The 23,459-nt window shown below is 42.9% G+C and carries 22 protein-coding genes and 2 pseudogenes; 5 read left to right on the forward strand and 19 right to left on the reverse strand.

What is annotated here, in order from left to right; translation table 11 throughout:
- Positions 1–95 precede the first annotated feature (95 nt).
- From F986_RS10755 to F986_RS10780, 6 genes and pseudogenes are all read right to left on the reverse strand, one after another.
- A pseudogene (locus F986_RS10755) lies at positions 96–425 on the reverse strand (metal-dependent hydrolase); the annotation flags it as partial.
- Positions 426–717: 292 nt separating this feature from the next.
- Positions 718–1,908, reverse strand: a complete 1,191-nt coding sequence (gene tuf / locus F986_RS10760) for an elongation factor Tu (RefSeq protein WP_004694925.1) — start codon at positions 1,906–1,908, stop codon at positions 718–720.
- Positions 1,909–2,001: 93 nt separating this feature from the next.
- Positions 2,002–4,137, reverse strand: coding sequence for an elongation factor G (gene fusA / locus F986_RS10765; RefSeq protein ID WP_004694927.1), 2,136 nt, complete (start codon positions 4,135–4,137; stop codon positions 2,002–2,004).
- Between the two features lie 130 nt (positions 4,138–4,267).
- Positions 4,268–4,738: a 30S ribosomal protein S7 gene (gene rpsG, locus F986_RS10770; protein ID WP_004694929.1), complete on the reverse strand. Its 471-nt coding sequence runs from the start codon at positions 4,736–4,738 to the stop codon at positions 4,268–4,270.
- Positions 4,739–4,915: 177 nt separating this feature from the next.
- On the reverse strand, positions 4,916–5,290 hold the full coding sequence (gene rpsL / locus F986_RS10775; RefSeq protein ID WP_002050319.1) for a 30S ribosomal protein S12: 375 nt from the start codon (positions 5,288–5,290) through the stop codon (positions 4,916–4,918).
- Positions 5,291–5,444: 154 nt separating this feature from the next.
- The gene (locus tag F986_RS10780) at positions 5,445–6,902 is read right to left on the reverse strand and encodes an EcsC family protein (protein WP_004694931.1); all 1,458 of its coding nucleotides are present in this window, start codon (positions 6,900–6,902) and stop codon (positions 5,445–5,447) included.
- A 278-nt stretch (positions 6,903–7,180) separates the two neighbouring features.
- Between F986_RS10780 and F986_RS10785 the strand changes: the two genes are divergently transcribed.
- Both F986_RS10785 and hemJ read left to right on the forward strand, forming a co-directional pair.
- Complete coding sequence (locus F986_RS10785) at positions 7,181–8,410, forward strand: beta-ketoacyl synthase N-terminal-like domain-containing protein (protein WP_004694933.1); 1,230 nt, start codon at positions 7,181–7,183, stop codon at positions 8,408–8,410.
- 23 nt (positions 8,411–8,433) lie between these two features.
- Positions 8,434–8,886, forward strand: a complete 453-nt coding sequence (gene hemJ / locus F986_RS10790; protein WP_004694935.1) for a protoporphyrinogen oxidase HemJ — start codon at positions 8,434–8,436, stop codon at positions 8,884–8,886.
- An 81-nt stretch (positions 8,887–8,967) separates the two neighbouring features.
- Here hemJ and F986_RS10795 read toward each other — a convergent pair whose 3' ends face one another.
- From F986_RS10795 to F986_RS10815, 5 genes are all read right to left on the reverse strand, one after another.
- Positions 8,968–10,074: an acyltransferase family protein gene (locus F986_RS10795; RefSeq protein WP_004694937.1), complete on the reverse strand. Its 1,107-nt coding sequence runs from the start codon at positions 10,072–10,074 to the stop codon at positions 8,968–8,970.
- Between the two features lie 491 nt (positions 10,075–10,565).
- A complete protein-coding gene (locus F986_RS10800; RefSeq protein WP_004694939.1) occupies positions 10,566–12,008 on the reverse strand; it encodes an amino acid permease in 1,443 nt (480 codons plus the stop codon).
- Positions 12,009–12,150: 142 nt separating this feature from the next.
- Positions 12,151–12,510, reverse strand: a complete 360-nt coding sequence (locus F986_RS10805; protein WP_004694941.1) for a RidA family protein — start codon at positions 12,508–12,510, stop codon at positions 12,151–12,153.
- 37 nt (positions 12,511–12,547) lie between these two features.
- Positions 12,548–13,645: an alanine racemase gene (alr, locus tag F986_RS10810; RefSeq protein WP_004694943.1), complete on the reverse strand. Its 1,098-nt coding sequence runs from the start codon at positions 13,643–13,645 to the stop codon at positions 12,548–12,550.
- A gap of 36 nt (positions 13,646–13,681) precedes the next feature.
- On the reverse strand, positions 13,682–14,941 hold the full coding sequence (locus F986_RS10815; RefSeq protein ID WP_004694945.1) for a D-amino acid dehydrogenase: 1,260 nt from the start codon (positions 14,939–14,941) through the stop codon (positions 13,682–13,684).
- A 137-nt stretch (positions 14,942–15,078) separates the two neighbouring features.
- Here F986_RS10815 and F986_RS10820 point away from each other — a divergent pair, with 137 nt between their 5' ends.
- A complete protein-coding gene (locus F986_RS10820) occupies positions 15,079–15,543 on the forward strand; it encodes an Lrp/AsnC ligand binding domain-containing protein (protein WP_004694947.1) in 465 nt (154 codons plus the stop codon).
- 84 nt (positions 15,544–15,627) lie between these two features.
- Positions 15,628–16,371 carry a sporulation protein gene (locus tag F986_RS10825; RefSeq protein ID WP_004694949.1) on the forward strand — a complete coding sequence of 248 codons (744 nt, stop codon included), beginning with the start codon at positions 15,628–15,630 and terminating at the stop codon, positions 16,369–16,371.
- Between the two features lie 98 nt (positions 16,372–16,469).
- Here F986_RS10825 and F986_RS10830 read toward each other — a convergent pair whose 3' ends face one another.
- Positions 16,470–17,114, reverse strand: coding sequence for an HAD-IA family hydrolase (locus tag F986_RS10830; protein WP_004694950.1), 645 nt, complete (start codon positions 17,112–17,114; stop codon positions 16,470–16,472).
- A gap of 93 nt (positions 17,115–17,207) precedes the next feature.
- Between F986_RS10830 and F986_RS10835 the strand changes: the two genes are divergently transcribed.
- Positions 17,208–17,975: a hydroxymethylpyrimidine/phosphomethylpyrimidine kinase gene (locus tag F986_RS10835; RefSeq protein WP_004694958.1), complete on the forward strand. Its 768-nt coding sequence runs from the start codon at positions 17,208–17,210 to the stop codon at positions 17,973–17,975.
- A 120-nt stretch (positions 17,976–18,095) separates the two neighbouring features.
- On the opposite strand, the gene F986_RS10840 is transcribed toward F986_RS10835, so the two are convergent.
- The 7 genes and pseudogenes from F986_RS10840 to F986_RS10870 all read right to left on the reverse strand — a co-directional run bounded on the left by F986_RS10840 (position 18,096) and on the right by F986_RS10870 (position 23,430).
- Positions 18,096–18,749 carry a nuclease-related domain-containing protein gene (locus F986_RS10840; protein ID WP_026056461.1) on the reverse strand — a complete coding sequence of 218 codons (654 nt, stop codon included), beginning with the start codon at positions 18,747–18,749 and terminating at the stop codon, positions 18,096–18,098.
- A gap of 121 nt (positions 18,750–18,870) precedes the next feature.
- Positions 18,871–19,356 (reverse strand): methylated-DNA--[protein]-cysteine S-methyltransferase, encoded by a 486-nt coding sequence (locus F986_RS10845; protein ID WP_004694962.1) that lies wholly within the window; start codon positions 19,354–19,356, stop codon positions 18,871–18,873.
- A gap of 33 nt (positions 19,357–19,389) precedes the next feature.
- A pseudogene (locus F986_RS10850) lies at positions 19,390–19,696 on the reverse strand (DMT family transporter).
- A gap of 82 nt (positions 19,697–19,778) precedes the next feature.
- A complete protein-coding gene (gene sugE / locus F986_RS10855) occupies positions 19,779–20,096 on the reverse strand; it encodes a quaternary ammonium compound efflux SMR transporter SugE (protein ID WP_004694966.1) in 318 nt (105 codons plus the stop codon).
- A gap of 233 nt (positions 20,097–20,329) precedes the next feature.
- The gene (locus F986_RS10860; protein ID WP_004694968.1) at positions 20,330–21,256 is read right to left on the reverse strand and encodes a copper resistance protein B; all 927 of its coding nucleotides are present in this window, start codon (positions 21,254–21,256) and stop codon (positions 20,330–20,332) included.
- Positions 21,243–21,536 carry a hypothetical protein gene (locus F986_RS10865; RefSeq protein WP_004694969.1) on the reverse strand — a complete coding sequence of 98 codons (294 nt, stop codon included), beginning with the start codon at positions 21,534–21,536 and terminating at the stop codon, positions 21,243–21,245. Before F986_RS10865 ends, F986_RS10860 begins: the two co-directional genes overlap by 14 nt.
- A complete protein-coding gene (locus F986_RS10870) occupies positions 21,523–23,430 on the reverse strand; it encodes a copper resistance system multicopper oxidase (RefSeq protein ID WP_004694975.1) in 1,908 nt (635 codons plus the stop codon). Before F986_RS10870 ends, F986_RS10865 begins: the two co-directional genes overlap by 14 nt.
- Positions 23,431–23,459: the final 29 nt, after the last annotated feature.

Genomic DNA, 23,459 nt, shown 5'->3' on the forward strand with positions numbered 1-23,459 from the left:
AACCGATCTTTCTCTGATTTCAGGGGTATATTTTAATTTTGTCATCGGGATAGTCTCTCAGAATATTGACTCTCCGACAAACCCGGTACGGTTCAAAGTGTTGCAACATCGTGCCCATACTTTTGCGCAGACGCATTAAAACCTTCATGTTCTTGCGTATGCATCGCTTCTTGACCAATAAAGGCTGAAATTTCTTTTTGTAATTCAGCATTGTCTTTGATCGAGGGATGCTGTCTAACCGCACGAACACTATCGATAAAAAACATTTCACCTGCTGGAAAGAGTGCCGACAGTGCGGTCATAAAATGGGTCAGTCCAGCTGAACCATTCATCCAATATTCAGGTACGCTTTCAAACTCAAAGTTCATCCGACGTACAGGGAAACTCGCGCCCGCACGGTTTGTGATTTTTACCTTCGCATTCATATTTTTGCTCCTATGAATATCCTGAAGACATCCACTGCTTATAGTTGTTTTCGTCTTTTTATCTTACGTGATTGGGCTCCGCCCATAAGTGCAGTTAGGGTCAGCAAAATATCAGTTTAGGACAGTTTTCAGGGTGGATTGTTAGACAATTTAGTGTGCGTAATGTTCTACGCTATTTTTAGGATGAACACTAAAGCATGCTGTATCTTGCCCGAGAATAATTACTTGCTTAGTAAAATGAATAGATAAAAAAAGCGCCCCAAAGGAGCGCTTTTTTCACACAATCAGATGATTATGCAGTTACTTTAGCAACTACACCAGCACCAACTGTACGGCCACCTTCACGGATCGCAAAACGTAGACCTGGGTCCATTGCGATTGGGTGGATTAATTCTACTGACATTTCTACGTTGTCACCAGGCATAACCATTTCAACGCCATCTTGTAATTTGATCGCGCCAGTTACGTCAGTTGTACGGAAGTAGAACTGTGGACGGTAACCGTTAAGGAATGGAGTATGACGACCACCTTCTTCTTTAGAAAGTACGTATACTTCTGCATCGAATTTAGTGTGCGGCTTGATTGTACCTGGTTTAGCAAGTACTTGACCACGTTGTACGTCTTCACGCTTAGTACCACGTAGAAGAACACCACAGTTCTCGCCCGCACGACCTTCGTCTAGAAGTTTACGGAACATTTCTACGCCAGTAACTGTAGTTACTTGAGTATCACGGATACCAACGATTTCAACTGATTCGCCTACTTTCACAATACCAGTTTCTACACGGCCAGTTACTACTGTACCACGACCAGAAATAGAGAATACGTCTTCGATTGGCATTAAGAATGCTTGGTCGATTGCACGTACTGGCTCTGGAATGTAAGTGTCAAGTGCGTCAACAAGCGCAACAACTGCTTCTTCGCCATACTGACCAGCGTCACCGTTAAGTGCAAGAAGAGCTGAACCACGGATAACTGGAGTGTCATCACCTGGGAAGTCATAAGTAGAAAGAAGTTCACGAACTTCCATTTCTACTAATTCAAGAAGTTCTTCATCATCAACAAGGTCACACTTGTTAAGGAATACAAGAATGTAAGGTACACCAACCTGACGAGAAAGAAGGATGTGTTCACGAGTCTGTGGCATTGGACCATCAGTCGCAGCACATACAAGGATCGCGCCGTCCATCTGAGCAGCACCAGTAATCATGTTTTTAACATAATCGGCGTGGCCCGGGCAGTCTACGTGTGCGTAGTGACGAGTTGGAGAATCGTATTCTACGTGTGAAGTATTAATTGTAATACCACGTGCTTTTTCTTCTGGTGCAGAGTCAATTGCAGCGTAGTCTTTCGCTTCGCCACCGAATTTCTTCGCACATACAGTTGCAATTGCAGCTGTTAAAGTTGTTTTACCATGGTCAACGTGACCGATTGTGCCCACGTTAACGTGTGGCTTATTACGTTCAAACTTAGCCTTAGCCATGAGATCTTCCTTTTTAAACTACTCATGCAGGATCACTGCATGAGCACTTGGTTTTTAACTATGAATTAGTTTGGGCTTATAGTAATCGAAAGATTACTCGTCGTCACCTTTTTTACCGCCAGACTGGAATTTAGAAATGATGCCTTCAGCCACGTTACGTGGAGTTTCAGCATATTTAGCAAATTCCATAGAGTATGTTGCACGGCCTTGAGACATAGAACGCATTTGAGTCGCGTAACCAAACATCTCAGCAAGTGGAACTTCAGCTTTAATTGCTTTAGTACCACCAGGTAAATCGTCCATACCCTGAACCATACCACGACGACGGTTTAAGTCACCCATGATATCGCCCATGTAGTCTTCTGGAGTTTCTACTTCAACTTTCATTATCGGTTCAAGCAAGATAGGATCTGCTTTCATGAAACCGTCACGGAATGCGTAAGAACCTGCCATTTTGAACGATAATTCGTCCGAATCGACATCGTGGTAAGAACCGTCAAACAATGTAGCTTTGATGCCAACAACTGGGTAACCAGCAAGGACACCATTCTTCATACGCTCTTGGATACCTTTATCCACAGCACCGAAGAATTCTTTAGGAACTACACCACCAACAACTTCTTCAACGAATTCGTAATCTTTTTCTGATTCAGGATCCATTGGCTCTAAACGTACGTATACGTGACCAAATTTACCTTTACCACCAGTTTGACGTACGAATTTACCTTCTTGTTCAACTGTCTTCTTGATCGTTTCACGGTAAGAAACCATTGGTTTACCAATGTTTGCTTCAACACCGAATTCACGCTTCATACGGTCAACAATGATGTCAAGGTGAAGTTCACCCATACCAGCAATAATTGTTTGACCTGACTCTTCGTCAGTACGAACGCGGAATGATGGATCTTCCTTAGCCAAACGACCTAAAGCAATTGACATTTTTTCTTGGTCAGCTTTAGTTTTTGGTTCAACAGCCAATGCAATTACTGGCTCTGGGAATTCCATACGCTCAAGTGTGATGACATTTTTCTCATCACAAAGTGTATCACCCGTAGTAACGTCTTTAAGACCTACACACGCAGCGATATCACCCGCACGAATTTCTTCAACGTCTTGACGATCGTTCGCGTGCATTTGCACGATACGGCCGATACGTTCACGTTTAGATTTAACTGGGTTATAAACAGAATCACCTTGTTTAAGAACACCAGAGTAAACACGTACGAAAGTTAAGTTACCTACGAATTTGTCGTTCATGATTTTGAACGCAAGCGCAGAGAACGGAGCTTCGTCAGATGCTTCACGAATCGCTTTAGTTTCAGCTTTGTCGTCAAGAACACCTTCAATCGCTTTAACTTCTGTAGGCGACGGTAAGAATTCAATTACTGCGTCCAACATACGTTGAACACCCTTGTTTTTGAACGCTGTACCACAAAGCATTGGTTGAATTTGACAAGCCAAAGTTTGAACACGTAGACCAGCAACGATATCTTCTTTAGATAGTTCGCCTTCTTCTAGGTATTTGTCCATTAGCTCTTCAGAAGCTTCAGCAGCAGCTTCAACCATGTTTACACGCCATTCTTCAGCAGTAGCTTGAAGTTCAGCCGGGATTTCACCGTATTCGAACTGCATACCTTGTGAAGCTTCGTCCCAAATGATCGCTTTCATTTCGATCAAGTCGATTACGCCTTGGAAGTTTTCTTCAGCGCCAACAGGGATTACTACAGGTACAGGAGCTGCACCTAAACGTGTCTTCATTTGTTCAACAACACGGAAGAAGTTTGCACCAGTACGGTCCATCTTGTTCACGAATGCTAAACGAGGCACTTGGTATTTGTTCGCTTGACGCCATACAGTTTCAGACTGAGGTTGTACACCACCTACAGCACAGTAAACCATACACGCACCATCAAGAACACGCATAGAACGTTCAACTTCAATTGTGAAGTCAACGTGTCCCGGTGTATCAATTACGTTGATACGGTGTTCAGGGAACTGTTTAGACATACCTGACCAGAATGTAGTCGTAGCAGCAGAAGTAATGGTAATACCACGTTCTTGCTCTTGCTCCATCCAGTCCATTGTTGCTGCACCATCGTGTACTTCACCAATTTTGTGAGATACACCTGTGTAGAACAAAATACGTTCTGTAGTTGTGGTTTTACCCGCATCAATGTGCGCAGAAATACCAATGTTACGATAACGAGAAATTGGGGTTTGACGAGCCATGATTTCTTGCATTCCTAAATTTTGTTGTTTAAAACAGGCGCTTTAAGCTGACGAACAGCTTAAAGCGATTCGATGACAGTTTGGCGTAAACCAAGCTGTCACCCTCCTGAATAGGGGCTGTTTTAGTCGCTTAGAAGCGGTAATGAGAGAATGCTTTGTTGGCTTCAGCCATACGATGCACGTCATCACGTTTTTTAACCGCTGCGCCTTTACCTTCAGCTGCATCAAGCAACTCACCAGCAAGACGTAAAGCCATAGTTTTTTCAGAACGCTTAGCAGCAGCATCTACTAACCAACGCATAGCTAGAGCAGTACGACGGGATGGGCGTACTTCCATAGGTACTTGATAAGTAGCACCACCAACACGGCGTGCTTTTACTTCAACCATAGGACGAACTTTTTCAAGAGTAGTCTCGAAAAATTCAACTGGGTCTACTTTGTTTTTTTCTTGAACGCGGTCTAAAGCACCGTAAACGATACTTTCAGCAATAGATTTTTTACCATCTTGCATTACGTGGTTCATGAATTTAGCGATTGTTTGGCTGCTGAACTTAGGATCCGGAAGGATTTCACGAGCAGCAACTACGCGACGTCTTGGCATTTTAAACTACCTATATATATGACACTTCAGGTTAATCCAGCCGTAGCACAAAGTGTCATGTGCTTTCGCTGGCCTTACTACACGTCGCTTGAATTTCACAAAATTAATGCAGAAATCAGACAAGCGAGACGATAAAGGATTGCAGTTCTAGCGAACTAAGAAGTTAATCTCGAAAGATTATTTCTTAGGACGTTTAGTACCGTATTTAGAACGAGACTGGTTACGATCTTTCACACCAGCACAGTCTAAAGAACCACGAACGGTATGGTAACGTACACCTGGTAAGTCTTTAACACGACCACCACGGATAAGAACAACACTGTGCTCTTGTAGGTTGTGGCCTTCACCACCGATGTAGCTAGAAACTTCAAAGCCAGAAGTTAAACGCACACGGCAAACTTTACGCATTGCTGAGTTAGGTTTTTTAGGTGTAGTTGTGTAAACACGTGTACAAACACCACGACGTTGTGGACAAGCCTTCAACGCAGGAACTTTAGATTTTTCAACTAAAGTCGTACGACCCTTACGGATCAACTGATTTGTTGTTGCCATTTGGCAATTCTCCCGTTAATAAAAAACCCAAAAAAAGACGACTTTTTGAGGGCATGCAATTGTAAGCTAAGACGTAAAAATGGTCAACATTTCAAACTACATGTAATGTTGACCAAATCAGGGCTTTTACAAATTTCTATCTATTTTAAAGGGTTTATTTTTTACTTGAAGCATTTCGTCTTTTTGTAACCTTTTTTTCGGTCGGCTCTACAGCAGGTTTTGTTGTGACTTTTGAAGCCATATTGGGTTCATTTTCCGTAAAAGACTCACTATTGTTCTGTGTGGTCTCTTCAACCTCATCCATTGGATATAAATCCGCAAGATCCTCTTCCACGTGTAGAGCTGGTTGCTGTGGTTCCACAGCATCGTGAGGTTCAACCATTTGATCTGCGAGCTGTTCCAGCCCTTGTTGAACACGCTCTTCGGTTGCGACAGGAGCTGTGACTCTGTCGGACTTTTTCTGAACTTTTACCTTAGCAATACTTTGATGACCATTTAACTCCACTTCAGCCCCAAGCTTCAAATCTGAGCTATCGGTGTCTGATGTACTGTGCTGTGACAGCAGTCGTGGTGAGGCTTTCACCAAAAGCTCAAGTGAGCGTTCATATGCTGTTAAAGCACTCAAGCTAGTATCTTTTTGTTGAATGATATATTGACGGGCTTGTGAAAAAACCAGTTGTGCTTTTTGGTGTACATCATCAACAAGGCGCCAACTATAGGCTGCACTCACCCCTGCACTGGCAATTGGTGTGAGTTTCGCCAGCTTATTCAGTAGTGATAGATTGGCAATCGACTGTCCCCATTTCAGCTGACCATCGGCATTGGTCAACCATTTCTTTAAGGCTTCAATCTCATTACTTGAACCTAAAAGCTGTTGTAACTGAGAGACATCATGCGTTTGCAAGGTACTTGAAATGGCTTTTATCGCCATCAACAAAGTTTGTTTTTCCGCAATCAGCCCAAGATCAATCTGTTTAAAAATAAACTGGACGATGTCTTGATCGGATTCTTTAGTTAAGTCAAAACCATAAGAACGCCCCACTTGGTAGATCATACGTAACGACATCACCAAGGAAGCGGGCACATCTACGGTTGAGCCCACAAAGCCCGTTGCTCCAGTCAGTGCACCTTGCAAGATGGCAATAATTTTATTTTGTTCGGACAATGCCTGACTAATCCGTTTTGAACGGTCGACATCTTGGGTCAACATTTCTAAATCACGCACGCCCGCTTCATCTAAAATGGCATCGACCGAGCTCATACTCGAGCTAAATTGATTAAGCTGGCTAAAAAAATAATCTGCGGCTTTATCGGAAAGTTGTGGCGACACAAAATGCGCGACTCGATTTGCGTTGACATAATGACGTCCTAATAAATGACGTGATACTGTCGGCAGATGGTCTCTTAAGACTTGCTGCGGGTGTTCATAACGCTTATTTTTCGATTTTGTTTTTGTACTCGCACTATCACCAGTTGTAGCATTGGTCAGTGCTGAGGCCGTATCTGGGCTTACTTGGTTTAATATGTTTAAACCTGTATGACTGAGCTTTTTAGCCACTCCGAAGGCATTTGAAAAGAAACCACTGCGCTGTTTATTGTTTGAATCGGCCATTCCGTACTCCGTATTTTATAATCTTTGATTTCTAGCTAAATACTAGGTGTAGTACGCATTTATCTCAATAACAATATGTATCTTTTAGTAAAGTTGAAATGCCCTGCTCCCGATTTTAAGACAAGTCAAATTGGCATAGGATTTGCCATAAGAATTAAAAATTCTTTCTGCTATTATGATCTGCATTGAAAACATAAGAGTTGCAATTGGCTTAGAAATAAATTGTTGATTCATCTTTAAGCGTAACTCTGCAAAACCACCATATAAGGGATCTTTAAATGAAACGTGTAGTAATCACTGGCATGGGTATCAACTCATGTATCGGTAATACTTTGGAAGAAGTTACTCATGCATTACAAAACGGGATTTCTGGGACACGTTTTAACCCAACCTATGCTGAACTCAATTTTAAAAGTCATATCAGCGCTGCTGCTGAACAAGACTTTGATGGTATCGACCGTAAGCTAAAACGCTTTATGGGTGTTTGTGCCATGTATGCATACAATGCTGCAGTTGCTGCGGTTGAAAATGCAGGCTTAACAGCAGAGCAAATTGGTGGCAATCCACGCTATGGTATCGCGGGCGGTTCAGGTGGTGGTTCAACTGCATCTGTAGTTGAAATGAAAGAATTGTTAGATACCAAAGGCGCACGTAAAGTTGGTCCGTTCTTCGTACCACGTAATATGTCGAACACCATTACGGCAAACGTTGGTGTTGCTTTTAAAATGCAAGGTGTTGCACACACCATTACCAGCGCATGCGCAACGTCTGCTGATGCCATTGGTTATGCCTATAACCTGATTCAATTGGGCAAGCAAGACTTAATGCTTGCAGGCGGTGGTGAAGAAGATCACTGGTCTCAAAGCTTGTTGTTTGATGCGATGGGTGCACTGTGCTCAAAATACAATGACACGCCAGAAACAGCGTCTCGTCCTTACTCTGCTGACCGTGACGGTTTTGTCATTGCTGGCGGTGGCGGTTTTGTAGTGCTTGAGTCTTTAGAACATGCGCAAGCACGTGGTGCCAACATTTTGGCTGAAGTTGTGGGCTATGCTGCAAACTCTGATGGTGCAGACATGGTTGCGCCATCTGGTGAAGGTGCGACACGTTGTGTACTGATGGCACTTGAAGAAGCAAAACAACACGGCGTAGACAAAATTGACTATGTGAATACGCATGGTACGTCGACGCCTGCTGGTGACATCACTGAATTGAAAGCAATGGAACGTGCATTTGGCGAAGGTCAAGTTCCTCCATTGAGCTCAACTAAGTCAATGACAGGTCATAGCTTAGGTGCAGCGGGCGTACAAGAAGCGATCTACTCAGTCCTAATGATGCAAAATGACTTTATTGCACCAAACATCAACGTGACTGAACTGGATGAAGGCGCAAAACCATTTGATATCGTGCTTGAAAAACGTGACGCAAAATTGAATACTGTGATGAGTAACAGTTTCGGTTTTGGCGGCGTAAATGCATGTCTCATTTTCAAAAAGTGGGAAGGCTAAGCCGCCCATTTTAGGGTGACTTGATGGATGCTCCTTCTGATGCTTTCTTATGGGTAAAAGCATTACATATTATTGCCGTGGTGTGTTGGTTCGCTGCATTGTTCTACTTACCACGGCTCTATGTTTACCATGCCATGAGTGATGATGCCGTCAGTCATCAACGTTTCGAGGTCATGGAACGCAAGTTGTACCGTGGCATTATGTGGCCATCGATGATTGCAACACTGATCACGGCACACTTCTTGGTCGATTGGGGTGATGCAACGCGCCACTACCATGAAGCCCTGTGGTTCTACCTCAAAGTCGGTTTGGTTGGACTATTGGTGATTTACCACTTTGTTTGCGGCTATTACCGTAAGAAATTGATTGGTAACGCCCACTACAAATCACACAAATTTTGGCGCTTCTTTAATGAAATGCCGACCCTCATTTTATTTGCTGTGGTGATTTTAGTCGTGGTGAAACCGACATTTTAAAATCCCACACTTAAAAAGCCCCGATTGATTCGGGGCTTTTTAATGTCTGTACAAAATCAACAGTACAACTCAAGATCCACGCTACGAGCGTATCCAAGATTGACGAATTTTTAAATTGAGCGGGGTTGAATAATATTTCTCAATCGCCCAACTCAAAATAAACACCGCGATAAAATAAACAGGCAACAACATCAACTTTTCAACCGCTACAGTTTCTTTGGGGAAATACACCACTTTCATTAAGCCGAGAACAATCAAATGAAACAGATACATTTCATAGCTACGTTGTCCAATCCAGACCAAACTCCGTGCCGTGGATGAGGTAGGTTTAACTTTCGGGTCTTGGGTAAAACACAATATGAGTAAAGCCGTAAGTAAAGCAAATACGCTGATGCCCCAAGTACTCACCTCTTTGATGGGTGCATAAAAATATAAAGCGGTCATTAGAAACGCTGTTACTGCAACAATCATTTTTGGATTGTAAATTGCAGCTTTAAAATGTTGCGCATACATTGCGGTGAGGCAGCCAATGGCAACTCCATCAAAGCTAGAGAAATAATGATACAGATAAGCGCCGCTTTCCTCGCCAAAATGTAAGGCACGAAAATACGGTGCATACGCGATGACAGCGAACAAAAAAACAATAAACCCCTTGCCTCGACCAAGCCCTAAACATAGGACAGGAAACGCTAAATAGAAAACCTCTTCAACCGATAAAGACCACAATACGCCCAAGGCATAGTTCACCCAGCCATATTCAATAATCAATAGATTCATCCAGAAGCTCAAAGCTGAAAGAACAGTCACAGCATAGGACACCTCTTTGCCATTGGGCGACTGATTGAGAAAGGGTTGCAATCCTAAACTTCCGAGCACACTGACCATCGCAACCAATAACACCAGACACGGTATGATTCGGGCAATACGACGGATATAAAAATCTTTCAGCTTAATCTGCGCCAAAGATCCACTACGCTGCAAGGTATGCTGGGTAATCAAAAAACCCGAAATGACAAAAAACATGGTCACACCATAGTTACCGTTTCGGGCAATCAAGGTACTTAAGGTCTCACCCCCAATCGGGATACCGAGAAAGGTATCGTGTAATTTATACGGAATATTGAAATGGTGAATCAGCACCAAAAGGATGGACACGCCACGCAGGATGTCAATTTTATAATTACGCATAAATCATTATTAAAATTTTAAAGTGTCTCATTAAAAGTGAAACCGCCTGATTTAGACAGCTTTTATATATAAAATCATACAATGATCTAACACTGAATTAGAACCCATTGATTCAGCTTAAGCACAAAAGAAAGCCCTACTTATGCAGGGCTTTCTTTCAAACATCATGAGTACAGAATGAGTTTTAGCTCTTTACTGCGGAGTCTTACTGTTTTTAAATTTTAATTGCTGGAGTTCGTTTTGTTCTTTTGTTTCGCCAAAAGAACCAAAAACATTTGTCATCCGCAAAACCTGTTCACTTTCTGTATTTAAAAATTTTCGTTGCAAAAACAGTCCACTTTAAATATTAGACAGGTTGCGGATGACATAGTCACGTATCGAATAAAACCTCAAACTTAAAAAAGAAAATGCCAGTCAGTTAAGAAACTGACTGGCATTACTGCTTATGCAGGGCTTTCTTTCAAACATCACGAGTACAGAATAAATGTTACTTAGTTATCCAGTTGCTGTCCTAACAGACGTTTTTTCATACGCGGTTTGTACAGTAGTTGATACGTCACGGCTAAAATAATCACCCATAATGGACTAATCATTAATGCGCGAAGCGTATCCGCCTCTAAACTCAAAATAATCAACGTAAAGAACAAGAAGATTAAGACCACATAAGACATCCAAACACCGCCCGGCATCTTAAAGGTCGATTTTGCATGGAGCTCAGGACGCAATTTACGGTAACGGATATAGCACACCATAATAATGCTCCAAATACTGATGAACAGAATCACACACAATGAGCTGGCTAATGTAAAGGCTTCAACCGTGTTCGGTACAAAGTACTGTAGCGCCGCACCTGCCATGATAAAAGCACATGAGAAGAATAAGCCTTTCGCTGGTACCGAACGTTTTGATAGACGAGCTAGGCTCTGTGGTGCTTGCCCTTCTTTTGCCAAACCAAACAGCATACGTGATGTAGAGAACACACCACTATTCATTGAAGACATCACTGAAGAAAGCACCACCAAGTTCATAATGATGGCTGAAGTTGGAATACCCGCATGTAAAAATAGTGAAACGAACGGGCTTTGATCCGCAGGGATTTGATTCCACGGCGTCACCGACATCACCACAAATAATGACAAGACATAGAACAAAATGATACGGGTTGGAATCGCATTCACTGCTTTCGGTAAGTTCTTTTCAGGATCTTTGGTTTCAGCAGCCATGGTTCCAATTAGCTCTACACCGACAAAGGCAAAGAGTGCAATTTGAAAACCTGCTAGAAAGCCACTACCACCTTGAGGGAACATACCACCATGCGACCAAACATGACTAAAGCTTGCAACTGAACCACCCGGTGCTTGGAAATGGCTAAACACCATAAAGCCACCAATCACGATCAGCCCTAAAATGGCTAAAATTTTGATTAAAGCAAACCAAAATTCAATTTCACCGAAGAGTTTCACGGTCAGTAAATTTAACCCAAGGACAAACAGCACACAGCCGACACTGATTAAAGCCTGTCCCATGGGAGTAAAGGCCATGTCTGGCGGGAGCCAAAAGCCGAGATAGTTAATAATGGCTGCCAAGTCCGCAATACCAACCAAGACCCAACCGAGCCAATACGACCAACCGATATAGTAACCCGCACCCGGCCCAATCAGATCATGAGCCATGTCGATAAACGACTTATAGTGCAAATTTGACAATAAAATTTCGCCCAATGCACGCATTAGGAAGAAGAACATGGTCCCGATAATCATATAAATGATCAGAATCGAAGGACCAGCAAGAGAGATGGTTTTGCCCGAACCCATGAACAGGCCCGTACCAATCGCGCCACCAATGGCAATCAATTGCAGGTGGCGGTTGGATAATTTCCGTTGTAATTCATGCGATGATGCATTTGCACCGTCAGCTTGTGGGGTAGTCGTCATAATTTAACATCCTGTTAAAGTCCTTTTTTGCGTATAAACCATGTTCATACAGTGCTCGTTATCCTAACGGGCGGCATTTATACGCTCATCAGCACTTCGGTTGAAACCCAAGCGCTGATATACACGGGGAGAGTTTAAAAAATTAGTTTTGTGCAGCCGTCACTGCAATTTCGATCAACCAGTTTGGATTAACCAAATCAGCCTGAATCGTGGCACGCGAAGGCGCTACACAACCGTTCATCCAATCAATCCAAATCGCATTGACTGTTGAAAAATCAGAGAGATTTTTGATGTAAAGCTGAGCAGATAACAAACGTGATTTATCTGTATTTGCCAAAGCTAAAAGCTCATCAATTGTTGCTAAAATTTCACGGGTCTGACCTGCGACATCATTGTCGGTATTTTTTGGCACTTGCCCTGACAAATACACCACTTGATTAAACACAGTGACTGCACTCATGACTTCGTTGGTGTTGAATTTTTGAATGTCTGAATGTGACATAGGTCTTTCCTTGTATGAAACTGTATAAAAATAAAATTTAATCTTGGATGAAATTGACACGTGCAGTGACAGCACACATCAGCTCATAGCCAATCGTGCCTGAACCTGCTGCGACTTCATCAATGCTGAGCACAGCACCCTGTTTCGATGTACCCCACAGCACCACTTCGCTGCCAACTTGGGCATTTGGGAGGTGAGATAAATCGACCGCCAACATATCCATGCTGACACGTCCGACCAAGCTGCTGCGTTGTCCATCAACTAAAATAGGCGTACCTGTTGCGGTAATCCGTTGATAACCATCGGCATAACCACAAGCCACAATACCCACACGCATGTCGGTTTCAGCAATGAACTTTGAGCCATAACCGACGCTATCGCCTGCTTTTAATTGCTGAATGGCAATCAACTCGCTGCGCAAACTCATGGCAGGTTGCAAATCCCAGTCTTGAATGGAGTGGCTTGGATAATCTGGAGAGCTGCCATAGAGCATGATGCCGCTACGGATCACATCCGACTGCAACTGTTCATGGCGGAGAATGGCTGCACTGTTACTGACTGAACGTGCACCCGGTAGATCATGGGTGATGGCATCAAATAACTGACATTGATGCGCAATGCCGTCACGTCCGAAACGCTCACCATCGGCATCCGAAAAATGCATCATATGGGTCAAACGTTGAACTTGAGGCAAGCTGGAAAGCTGCTGCCACACTTGACGGTACTGTTCCGGACGAAAACCTAAACGGTTCATGCCGCTGTTCATTTTTAAATAAACATCGAACTGCGCCTCTAAAGGAAAACGCGCTAACCATTCGAGTTGATATTCACTATGAATACTGAAGCTTAGACCCAACTCATGGCAGTCAAATAGGTCTTGCTCTGAGAAAATACCTTCGAGTAACAGGACTGGACCTGTCCAGCCCAAAGCACGGATACGTTTCGCCTCTGCCAAATCGAGCAACGCAAAACCATCAGCAGATTTGAACGCTTGATAGACACGTTCAATGCCATGACCATAGGCATTGGCTTTGACCACCGCATAGACTTGGCTATTCGGCATTTTAGTGCGAGCAACATTTAAATTATGCTGCAGTGATTGGCTATGAATCACTGCAGTAATTGAACGTGGCATTTTCTTCTTCCTTGAATCAATATGACCTAAAACGAATTAGGCTGCTGAAGGATAACGTTGAATCGATAGACCTTCAGTACTGATGTCTGGTTGATGGTTCATCACCAAGTCACTAATGAGCTTGCCTGAACCACATGCCATGGTCCAACCCAAGGTGCCATGTCCTGTATTCAAGAATAAGTTTTTAAAACGAGTCGCACCAATAATTGGCGTAGAGTCTGGTGTCATTGGACGTAAACCCGTCCAGAAACTTGCTTCAGCTAAATTTCCACCTGGGAATAAGTCTTGAGTCACCATTTCCAAGGTTGCACGGCGGTCTTGATTTAAACCGTGGTTGAAACCACTCAGTTCTGCCATCCCCCCCACACGGATACGTTGGTCAAAACGCGTAATGGCAATTTTATAAGTTTCATCAAGCACCGTAGACTGCGGTGCAAATGCAGGATCTACAATTGGAATGGTCAGTGAGTAGCCTTTGACAGGGTACACAGGCAAATTCAAATTCAATGGTTTTAAGAAATCACGTGAATAACTACCGAAAGCGAGCACATAACGGTCTGCTGTAAGCACCTGACCATCAACCACCACGCCTTTGATTTCATCCCCTTCAACCACTAGTTTTTCAACATTTTGGTTAAATTTAAATTCTACGCCCATGTCTTTGGCAAGATTTGCCAACGCATTGGTAAATAAGTAACAGTCACCTGTTTCATCATTCGGCAAATGTAAACCACCGACCAGTTTGTCTTTGGCATAGGCTAAAGCTGGCTCAACTTTGGCTAAGTCATCTTTTAATAATAGTTCGTAGTCGACGCCACATTCTTTTAATACTTGGATGTCACGTTGTACGGCATCCAATTGAGCTTCATTACGGAAAACCTGTAAAGTTCCTTTCGCACGGTTCTCATAGTGAATGCCTGTTTCTTTACGCAGTTCACGTAAGCAGTCACGGCTGTATTCAGCAACACGCGTCATACGCTCTTTGTTAATGGCATAGCTTTGTGGATTGCAGTTTTTCAACATTTGCGCCATCCAGTTCAACTGCCACATGCTACCATCGATGTTAATCGCTAACGGTGCATGGTGTTGGAACATCCACTTTACGGCTTTAAACGGAATACCGGGTGCAGCCCACGGTGTAGAATAACCTGGAGAGATTTGCCCTGCGTTACCAAAGCTAGTTTCTTCAGCAGGACCAGCTTGACGGTCTAAAACCGTAACGCTTGCGCCTTGTTGTGCAAGGTAATACGCACTTGCAACACCGATGACACCACTACCTAAGACAATTACACGCATGACTGATCCCTTACATACACTAGTTTATTTCACTAGTATATTTTTAGGTTAATAGTTTTTTTCACTGTTTTTAATATTATAATCTAGGTAAATCGCCATTTTTGTCGCGCTAAAATTCTAAACATAGGAAATTTATAATGCGTAAATTAGATCGGATTGATCAGCAGATTTTAGACATTTTACAGCGTGATGGACGAATTGCGATTAGTGAATTGGCCTCTCGCGTCAACCTCTCAACCACCCCCTGTTCAGAACGTGTCAAACGCTTAGAGCGCGACGGTATTATCATGGGTTACTACGCACGACTCAATCCACAACTGGTCGATCGAAACTTATTGGTGTTTTTAGAGATTAAGCTATCGGCCAAGTCTGGCGATGTGTTTGATCAAGTGGCACGTGACTTGGTCGAAATTCCTGAAGTTTTAGAATGCCATCTGATTTCAGGTGAATTCGATTATTTGGTCAAAGCCCGTTTAAAAGAAATGAGTGCCTACCGACGCCTATTGGGTGATTTACTAAAAAAACTGCCCTCTTCAGCGTCATCGCACAGTTACATTGTGATGGAAGAAGTCAAAGAAAGTTTTTATTTGGACATTCGCTAACAGCTTATTAAAAATATGCATCTTAAAAATGCATTCACTTTAAATATTTAAAACCCATCGATTCCCTATTGGAAGTTCTACACCATGTTTAACAAACTTATGTCTAGTCTTGGCTTACAAGGCATTCAAGTCGATACTCGTTTACACACCATCGCGCCACAAGCGGGTCAAACCATTCAGGGTGAGGTTATTTTTAAAGGTGCGGCGTCTAATAAAATTATCAACGGTATTTATTTAAAGCTCATGACCACAGCCGAGGTTGAGTCAGACGATGCTGAGTACAATAGCGCGTTAAGTATTGCTGAGTGGCACATTAGCGGGGCTTTTGAGTTACAAGCCCATCAGTCACATGCATTTCCTTTTTCGATTCAACTGCCCTTTGAAACGCCAATTACAGATGTGCCTTGCCGCCTCAATAAAACCCGAGTGTGGTTACATACGCATTTAGATGTGGACTGGGGGCTCGATGCAACTGATAAAGACTATTTACAGATTTTACCGACACCGGCTATGCAGGCGTTTATTCAAGCCATGCAGCAATGCGGTTTTCAGTTGATGAGCATCGATGTTGAAAAAGGTCAACTACGTGGTAACGGCTTCCACTCGAGCATTGGTTGTTATCAAGAACTTGAATTTAAACCTACGCAATTGTTCAACAGCATCAACGAAGTTGAAGTGTCCTTTGTGGCAGAGCAACATCAAACCCATGTGCTTTTAGAAGTGGATCGTAAATTTCGTGGTGATGGCTTCAACAGCCTTACCATTCCCCATCAGCAGGCCAATCCGGCACTGTTAGTGAATGAAATTAGACGCATGTTGGGACTTTAATTTTTTAATCACTGCGCACGACTGTTTTTATGTATAAAAGTGGTGCGCAATCGAAAAAGACGTTATTTAAATCCTGTCCGAATTAAATTCTATCTGCGTTAAATCAAGTCCAAAATATCAGCAAAGGTTTTAATTCGTGCTTTAGGTGTGGCTTCCGTCAACTCTTGATCAGAACCATAACCGTATTCCACCGCAATGGTTTCAATACCGTTGCGACGTGCACCCAAAATGTCATGCTCACGATCCCCAACCATCAGACATTCTTCTGCTTTTAACTGCTCTTTTTCTAAAATATAAGCAATCAACTCTCCTTTATTGGTGCGCTCACCGTTCAGCTCACTGCCATAAGGATGCACGAAGTATTGCAGTAAATTGAAATGCTCTAAGATTTGACGGGCATAGACTTCTGGTTTTGCTGTCGCCAAATATAAGTGATAGCCCTGCTCGGTCAGTTTTTTTAAGGTCGGTTCAACATCGGCAAATAAATGGTTTTCATATAAACCTTTCACCGCAAAACGCTCACGATAGCCCAATAAAGCTTGCTCTGCCAAAACATCGTCCACTGTAACATTTAAGAGTTTTGCCAAAGACGCTTTTAGGGGTGGCCCAATAATCCAGTCAATGTTTAGATCTTCAGCAATGGGATGTCCGACTTTGTTTAAGCCATAACGCGCACTGGTGGTAATGCCAACTTTCGGATCTGTTAAGGTTCCATCTAAATCTAGCAAAATATGTTTAATCACAGCTGATCCTTCTTGGGCTTTAAATAAAATACTATCGAGAGTTCTGCCAAAGTTGCCTATACTATCGCAAATTTTCGCAACAAGGATATTTCTGTGCGCGCAACCGTACTGTGCTTTTCTGGTTTAGACCCTTCAGGTGGTGCTGGTTTACAGGCCGATATCGAAGCGGTTGGTCAAAGTGGTGCGCATGCAGCCATTGCGTGTACAGCACTCACTGTTCAAAACTCGCAACAAGTGTTTGGCTTTGAAGCAACGTCAAAAGAATTGCTGTTAGCTCAGGCGAACGCTGTTGTCGGTGATTTACCGATTAAAGCCGTAAAGTCTGGCATGTTAGGCACCACAGATAATATTGCAGCACTGGCTGAGTTTCTACGTGAACATCCTGAGTACAAGTATGTGCTCGACCCTGTTTTAGTGGCAAACAGTGGCGGTTCACTGGGTGATCAAGCCACCTTGGTCAAAGCCTTTGTTGAGCTGATCCCATTGGCGGACATTATTACCCCAAATACAGTTGAATTACGGGCGTTAACGGGTCTCGATGACTTAGCTACCGCAACGCAAAAACTGTTTGAAATGGGTGCCAAAGCGGTACTGGTCAAAGGTGGTCATGAAGACACACCAGACTATATTCGTAATGCCCTGTTTGTGAATGGCGAGCTCATTTCTGAAACTCGCTGCCCGCGTTTAGCAGGCGAATATCACGGTTCAGGTTGTTCGCTGGCGAGTTTTATTGCTGGTCGTTTGGCGCAAGGTGACAGTGTTAAAGTTGCAGTACATCATGCCGAAACATGGCTCTTTGGCGTATTAAAACAGGCAGAAACACCTGTTGAAGGCGGTCAAAAAATTCCGAAGCGTTTTTAAGTTAGAAAAAAACTGCAAAGATAAAAGCCAGTCCATGAAGAAATGGACTGGCTTTTTTTTTTAAATTCTAGATTTTAGTTTTCGGCACAAAATGAATGAGTCACCTTTGGAATGGAGTATTTAACCATCTTGATGGCGTTGTTTTAAATGTGCCACATGCTCACGGTTGGTTTTCCATGACTTTTCTAACACTTCTTTTTCAATCCGAAGCTGAATCCTTTTCAGTTTCATCGCTGGAATCACTTCTATGTCAAAGGTCTTAATATAATCGACCCATGCTTTACCTTTAAATACCGTACTGGGCATCGCAGTTTTAAACTCACATTCAGGCATGAACACCACAGCAGAATGGATATAATCTACATCGACAATATCTTGCAACACACTTTGCAGTACTTTGACGTGTTTATAGTTTTGATGTAGCGGATTTTGAAATTTAAAGCTCTTTTTATAAATTTTCTGTGTCCACATCTTTTGACGCTCACCACCAAAAATCCACCCCTTATAGTTTTTGGTTTCAATCACAAAAACGCCAAAAGGGCTCAATAGAATATGGTCAATTTGAGTCGTTCCGCCCTGCTCATCAGGCAAAGTCACATCGTTAATTAGAATATAACGTTCATCCAAATATAATTTCACATGCGCTTGAACTGCGAACTCGCCGAATTTTCCTTTCAGATAAGGCTTAAACGCTTTTAAAAGGCCGATCCCGAACAAGATCAGCAACATCCACCACAGCTCTGAAAACACATTCCCCACAATTTGACTTATCATATTATTCATCGTTATTTGAGTTAAAGACACGATTCTTTAAAAGAATATAGATTAAAAGACAACGTACTGATTTTAAAATTATTAAACTAAAATACGAGCATAAAAACTCCGAAAAATGATCTTAATTCGCAATTTTCTCAAGCGTCAATAAAATATCTTTATTGTCCAGACCGCCTGCAAAGCCGACCAATTTTCCATTCGCTCCCACAACCCGATGACACGGCGCAATAATTGAAATCGGATTTTTGCCATTGGCTGCGCCCACTGCACGAACGGCTTTTACATTGCCAATCTCTAGCGCAATATCTTTATAGCTTCGGGTTTCACCAAACGGAATTTGCAGTAAAGCCTGCCAAACTTTCTTCTGAAAATCTGTCCCCGCAAAATCCAAAGGCAAATCAAAACTTTGACGTTTTGCCGCAAAATACTCGCTCAACTGTCGTTCAGTTTCCAACAAAATCGGATGCTGATTGTGTTCGACCAACTCAGCTAAGCGTACCCGTTTGGGGTTTTCATTTTCCCACAATACGGCAACCAAAGCTTGATCATGTGCCACCAGTCTCAGTACCCCGACAGGAGATGGCATATATTTAAAAAATAAGCGCATGGTTCACCACAAAAATTGTCTATGTATGCAACATTATGACGATGAAAGTTTCATCAGTACAAGCCCAGAAATGATTAAAACCGCTGCGAGCATCCGCATGGCATTGGCAGGTTCACCCAAAATCAAAATACCAACCAATCGCGCCAATCCCTGTCCAAACCGTATAGGCAGTGCCCAAAGGTAAGGTCTTCATGGCATAAGAAAGCAGCGCAAAACTGGCCACCATAAATACGAGGGTTAAAATACTCGGTGTCAGTTTAGTAAAACCATCCGATACTTTCATTGCATAGGTCCAAACCACTTCGAGTAAACCTGCAACAATTAAAATCACCCACGCCATACGCAAAACACCTTTTATTCCGAGCAGAAACAACAAAGCTTCAAACGAAGGATCGTTTGAAGCTTTACATATTTGAATGAATTTAGCTTGATGAGAGTTTCATCAAAATCAGGCCCGATACAATCAGCACCGCAGCAAACATCCGCATAGCAGTTGCGGGTTCACCTAAAATAAAAATCCCCAACAAGAAAGATCCAATCGCACCAATTCCTGTCCAAATGGTATACGCGGTCCCTAGCGGCAATGTTCGCATTGCATAGGCCAGTAAACCAAAACTTAAAATCATGAATACAATGGTGATGATGCTGGGTGTGAGTTTGCTAAACCCTTCAGACAGCTTCATTGAATATGCCCAAACGATTTCAAACAGACCCGCAAAGATAAGAAAAACCCAAGCCATGCTACTGACTCCTCTTTACTAGAGTCAGGCCGTCCTGACGAATTTTCTCAATATGAGGGAGGTCGTTCCTCCTAAATATGCCTCAAATTATAGCAAAGAGTGCACCAAAATGAATGATTTACACACTTAGAAATCATTAAAGCGCAAAAAAGAGTGATCCGAACCAGCAGATCACTCTTTAAGCACAAATCTGGTGCAATCTTAGATATTCACTTTAAATCTAAACTTCTTGCTTAAAATTTAAAGCGGAGACCCATTCCGTACTGCCAACCTTTCTCTTCGTCACTTTCAGCCTGCCAAGCCGTCGCTTCATTGCCTTTGCTATATTCATAGGCAATGTCCACATAAGGCATGACTTTTTTGCTGATTTCATAACGCGTCTCAAGACCGACAGCTGCATTACTAAGGCCTGATTTTTTGGCATATTTAGAGTCATCACTGAAAATAATGTTCAGATCTAAATAAGGTTTAAAAATCAGCTTTTGGGTCAGTAACAAGTCCCGCTCGGTTTCTAAACTAAACGCAGCATAATTGTCTGCACCAGCATATACGTAAGCATCAGTTTCAAAGAAATACGGCGCTAAACCATGTAAGCCAAGCACCCCATCCACTTTTTCTTCCGTATCCCATCCCTGCTGTTCACGCTCCACTTTTTCAGCTCGGTAACGTGCACCCGCCTGTACATCCCAAAAGTCTGAAATCATACGGCTATACAGCACTTTGGCATCATACTCAGCCTTATGCGCTTCCTGCTTATCCGCATGTACTTTGATAAACAACTTATTTTCATCTGTCCCGATACGGGTTTCAAACTCAGACTTTAAACCACCATCGCCTTCTTCATTCAGCAACCATTTGTTATCGACCGTAGTGACCGCATAAATTTGCGCACCGTGCTCTTTGCGGTGATCATGCGTATGTGCTGTCGAATCATGATTCATCTGCTGTACATGTTGTGCGCTAGTCTGTGGAGTAGCTTGAGTTGGAGTGGTCATCGCCTGATGCTGTGCATGTTGTGACATCACCGACTCAGTGGTCATGGACATATTTGCATTTGCTTCAGCAGGCATATGATGCCCTTCATGCGCCATAGCCGCAGCACTCATCAACACTAAAGAACTGCTCAATATGCTTTTTGAAAAAAGATTAATGGTGCGCATGATGATCTCCTTTCTGAACATTCGGCTGCTTGCTTGGTTGAGTTTGAGCTTGCTTCTCCGATGAAGACTGACCCACCGCATTTTTCTGTTTCAGCATCTGGGCATGCTCATCGGCACTATGCTGATGATGCTCATGTGCCATATCTTTGGACTGAACTTGACTTGTAGATTTGGCTTTTTGTTTTTCATGCTGTGCATGAGATTCAGCAGCCATCGCTAACGAACTCAATAAGACACTAACAGCTAGGGCAAAACCTGAAAAAAGATTAGTGATGCGCATGTTCATCTCCTTTTGGTTCAACTTGAGCTGCTGTTTTTTGCTCTTGAATTGGGGTTGTGGACACTTGACTATCACTCACATTAGCCACAATCAGTTTATTCATCATGCCTGAGCTCATGTGGTAAAGTAGATGACAGTGAATGGCCCATTCGCCTAACTCATCGGCAGTCAATAAAGCAGTCACTGTTTTGCCCGGTGGCACAATCAAAGTGTGCTTATTTGGCATATCAACTGCGGCTTGTCCATTTTCCAGTTGCATAAACATACCGTGCAAATGCATCGGATGCGCCATCATACTGTCATTGATAAATTTGATCCGAATACGCTCGCCGTACTTCACTTTCAACGGTTCAGCGTCGCTAAATTTTTTCCCGTTGATGGTCCACAAATAGCGCTCCATAGTTCCACCTAAACGAATCACTAACTCGCTCGTCGCCTCACGGGTATCTTTTTGAGGTGCTAAGGATTTCAGATCGCTATATTGCAATGCCTTATCACCTTTAGGGGTAGAGGCATTCGCCCAACCATACACTGGTGTAACAGCTTTCTGTACCGAACTTGCTGTCGTATTCTGTTGCGCATGACCCATCTGTGTATGATTCATCTCAGACATGGTCTTATGATTCATCTTTGAGTGATCCATACCAGCCATCGCCGCATGATTCATCTTCGAATGATCCATTTCAGGCATCGCTTCAGGGTTCATTTTGGAGTGATCCATTGCAGGCATCGCTTCATGACTCATCTTTGAGTGATCCATTTCAGGCATTGTTTCATGGTTCATCTGTGAATGATCCATACCTGAATGTTCTGAGCCGTGCCCCATATCTTCCATGGTCAACAATGAGCGTGGACGTGGCGCAGGCATATGTATGCTCTGTGCCATTGGAGTCAACTCATTGTGTAAAGTTCCAATGGCGTAGCCTGAACGGTCAATCGACTCTGCTTCAATTTGGTAATGCCCTGCTTTCGGCTCCACAATCACATCATAAGTTTCAGCAGTTCCAATCCGAAACTCATCCACTGGAACGGGTTTAACGGGTTGACCATCTGCACTGACCACAGTCATTTTTAAATGAGGAATACGGATATCAAAAAAAGACATGGCTGAGGCATTGATCAAACGCAACCGAACCTTCTCATTCGGCTTAAACATACCTGTCCAGTTCTGCTCAGGCGTTTTACCATTGATCAGGAAGGTATAACCCGTGACATCCGACAGATCCGTTTTTAGCATGCGCATTTGGTTCCACATGGAACGGTCTTGCCACGCGGCTTTTAAGCCCTCACGCTGTACTTGTTTCCACACGTCAGCAACGGTTTCACGCTGATTTTGATAATACTCGGCAGAAATTTTCAAATTCTTCTGAATCTGTTCACTACTCTGCTCATGAAAGTCCGACAGCATCACCACATAATCACGCTCGGCTTTTTCATGCTGAGCTAAAGGCTTTTTGTCTTTGGGATAAATAACCAATGCGCCATACAGCCCATCTTGTTCCTGTCCTTTAGAATGCGCATGGTACCAATAAGTGCCACTTTGGCGCACTTTGAACTTATAGACAAATTCGCTCTTCGGCTGAATACCATTAAACCCGTTAAAACCTGGTACACCATCCATCAGCCCAGGTAAAAGCAAACCATGCCAGTGGATCGATGAATCCTGTTTTTTGAGGTTGTTTTTAACACGAATGACCGCATCATCGCCTTCCTCAAACTCAAGCAGAGGTGCAGGAAACTGCCCATTAACGCTAATGCGTTTTAACGACTTTCCCGTTAAATTGATGGGACTTTCATCAATCACCAATTGGTATTCTTTGACTGCGGCAAAGCTCCAAGAAGATGACATCAGACATGCCCCAAGGATGAGGCTTTGTTTAAATTGAATAGACATGACTAAATCCTAATAATTTTAAAAATAAA

This window comes from Acinetobacter johnsonii CIP 64.6 (assembly GCF_000368045.1).
Classification (GTDB): domain Bacteria; phylum Pseudomonadota; class Gammaproteobacteria; order Pseudomonadales; family Moraxellaceae; genus Acinetobacter; species Acinetobacter johnsonii.

What these genes read in the sequence shown, in the direction of transcription:
- F986_RS10845 (WP_004694962.1), bottom strand. Translation starts at nt 19,356, where the DNA reads ATGCGCTTATTTTTTAAATATATGCCATCTCCTGTCGGGGTACTGAGA.
- F986_RS10870 (WP_004694975.1), bottom strand. Translation starts at nt 23,430, where the DNA reads ATGTCTATTCAATTTAAACAAAGCCTCATCCTTGGGGCATGTCTGATG.
- F986_RS10795 (WP_004694937.1), bottom strand. Translation starts at nt 10,074, where the DNA reads ATGCGTAATTATAAAATTGACATCCTGCGTGGCGTGTCCATCCTTTTG.
- F986_RS10815 (WP_004694945.1), bottom strand. Translation starts at nt 14,941, where the DNA reads ATGCGTGTAATTGTCTTAGGTAGTGGTGTCATCGGTGTTGCAAGTGCG.
- rpsL (WP_002050319.1), bottom strand. Translation starts at nt 5,290, where the DNA reads ATGGCAACAACAAATCAGTTGATCCGTAAGGGTCGTACGACTTTAGTT.
- F986_RS10840 (WP_026056461.1), bottom strand. Translation starts at nt 18,749, where the DNA reads ATGATAAGTCAAATTGTGGGGAATGTGTTTTCAGAGCTGTGGTGGATG.
- rpsG (WP_004694929.1), bottom strand. Translation starts at nt 4,738, where the DNA reads ATGCCAAGACGTCGCGTAGTTGCTGCTCGTGAAATCCTTCCGGATCCT.
- alr (WP_004694943.1), bottom strand. Translation starts at nt 13,645, where the DNA reads ATGCCACGTTCAATTACTGCAGTGATTCATAGCCAATCACTGCAGCAT.
- F986_RS10825 (WP_004694949.1), top strand. Translation starts at nt 15,628, where the DNA reads ATGTTTAACAAACTTATGTCTAGTCTTGGCTTACAAGGCATTCAAGTC.
- F986_RS10805 (WP_004694941.1), bottom strand. Translation starts at nt 12,510, where the DNA reads ATGTCACATTCAGACATTCAAAAATTCAACACCAACGAAGTCATGAGT.
- F986_RS10785 (WP_004694933.1), top strand. Translation starts at nt 7,181, where the DNA reads ATGAAACGTGTAGTAATCACTGGCATGGGTATCAACTCATGTATCGGT.
- hemJ (WP_004694935.1), top strand. Translation starts at nt 8,434, where the DNA reads ATGGATGCTCCTTCTGATGCTTTCTTATGGGTAAAAGCATTACATATT.
- F986_RS10820 (WP_004694947.1), top strand. Translation starts at nt 15,079, where the DNA reads ATGCGTAAATTAGATCGGATTGATCAGCAGATTTTAGACATTTTACAG.
- F986_RS10780 (WP_004694931.1), bottom strand. Translation starts at nt 6,902, where the DNA reads ATGGCCGATTCAAACAATAAACAGCGCAGTGGTTTCTTTTCAAATGCC.
- tuf (WP_004694925.1), bottom strand. Translation starts at nt 1,908, where the DNA reads ATGGCTAAGGCTAAGTTTGAACGTAATAAGCCACACGTTAACGTGGGC.
- F986_RS10860 (WP_004694968.1), bottom strand. Translation starts at nt 21,256, where the DNA reads ATGCGCACCATTAATCTTTTTTCAAAAAGCATATTGAGCAGTTCTTTA.
- fusA (WP_004694927.1), bottom strand. Translation starts at nt 4,137, where the DNA reads ATGGCTCGTCAAACCCCAATTTCTCGTTATCGTAACATTGGTATTTCT.
- sugE (WP_004694966.1), bottom strand. Translation starts at nt 20,096, where the DNA reads ATGGCTTGGGTTTTTCTTATCTTTGCGGGTCTGTTTGAAATCGTTTGG.
- F986_RS10865 (WP_004694969.1), bottom strand. Translation starts at nt 21,536, where the DNA reads ATGCGCATCACTAATCTTTTTTCAGGTTTTGCCCTAGCTGTTAGTGTC.
- F986_RS10800 (WP_004694939.1), bottom strand. Translation starts at nt 12,008, where the DNA reads ATGACGACTACCCCACAAGCTGACGGTGCAAATGCATCATCGCATGAA.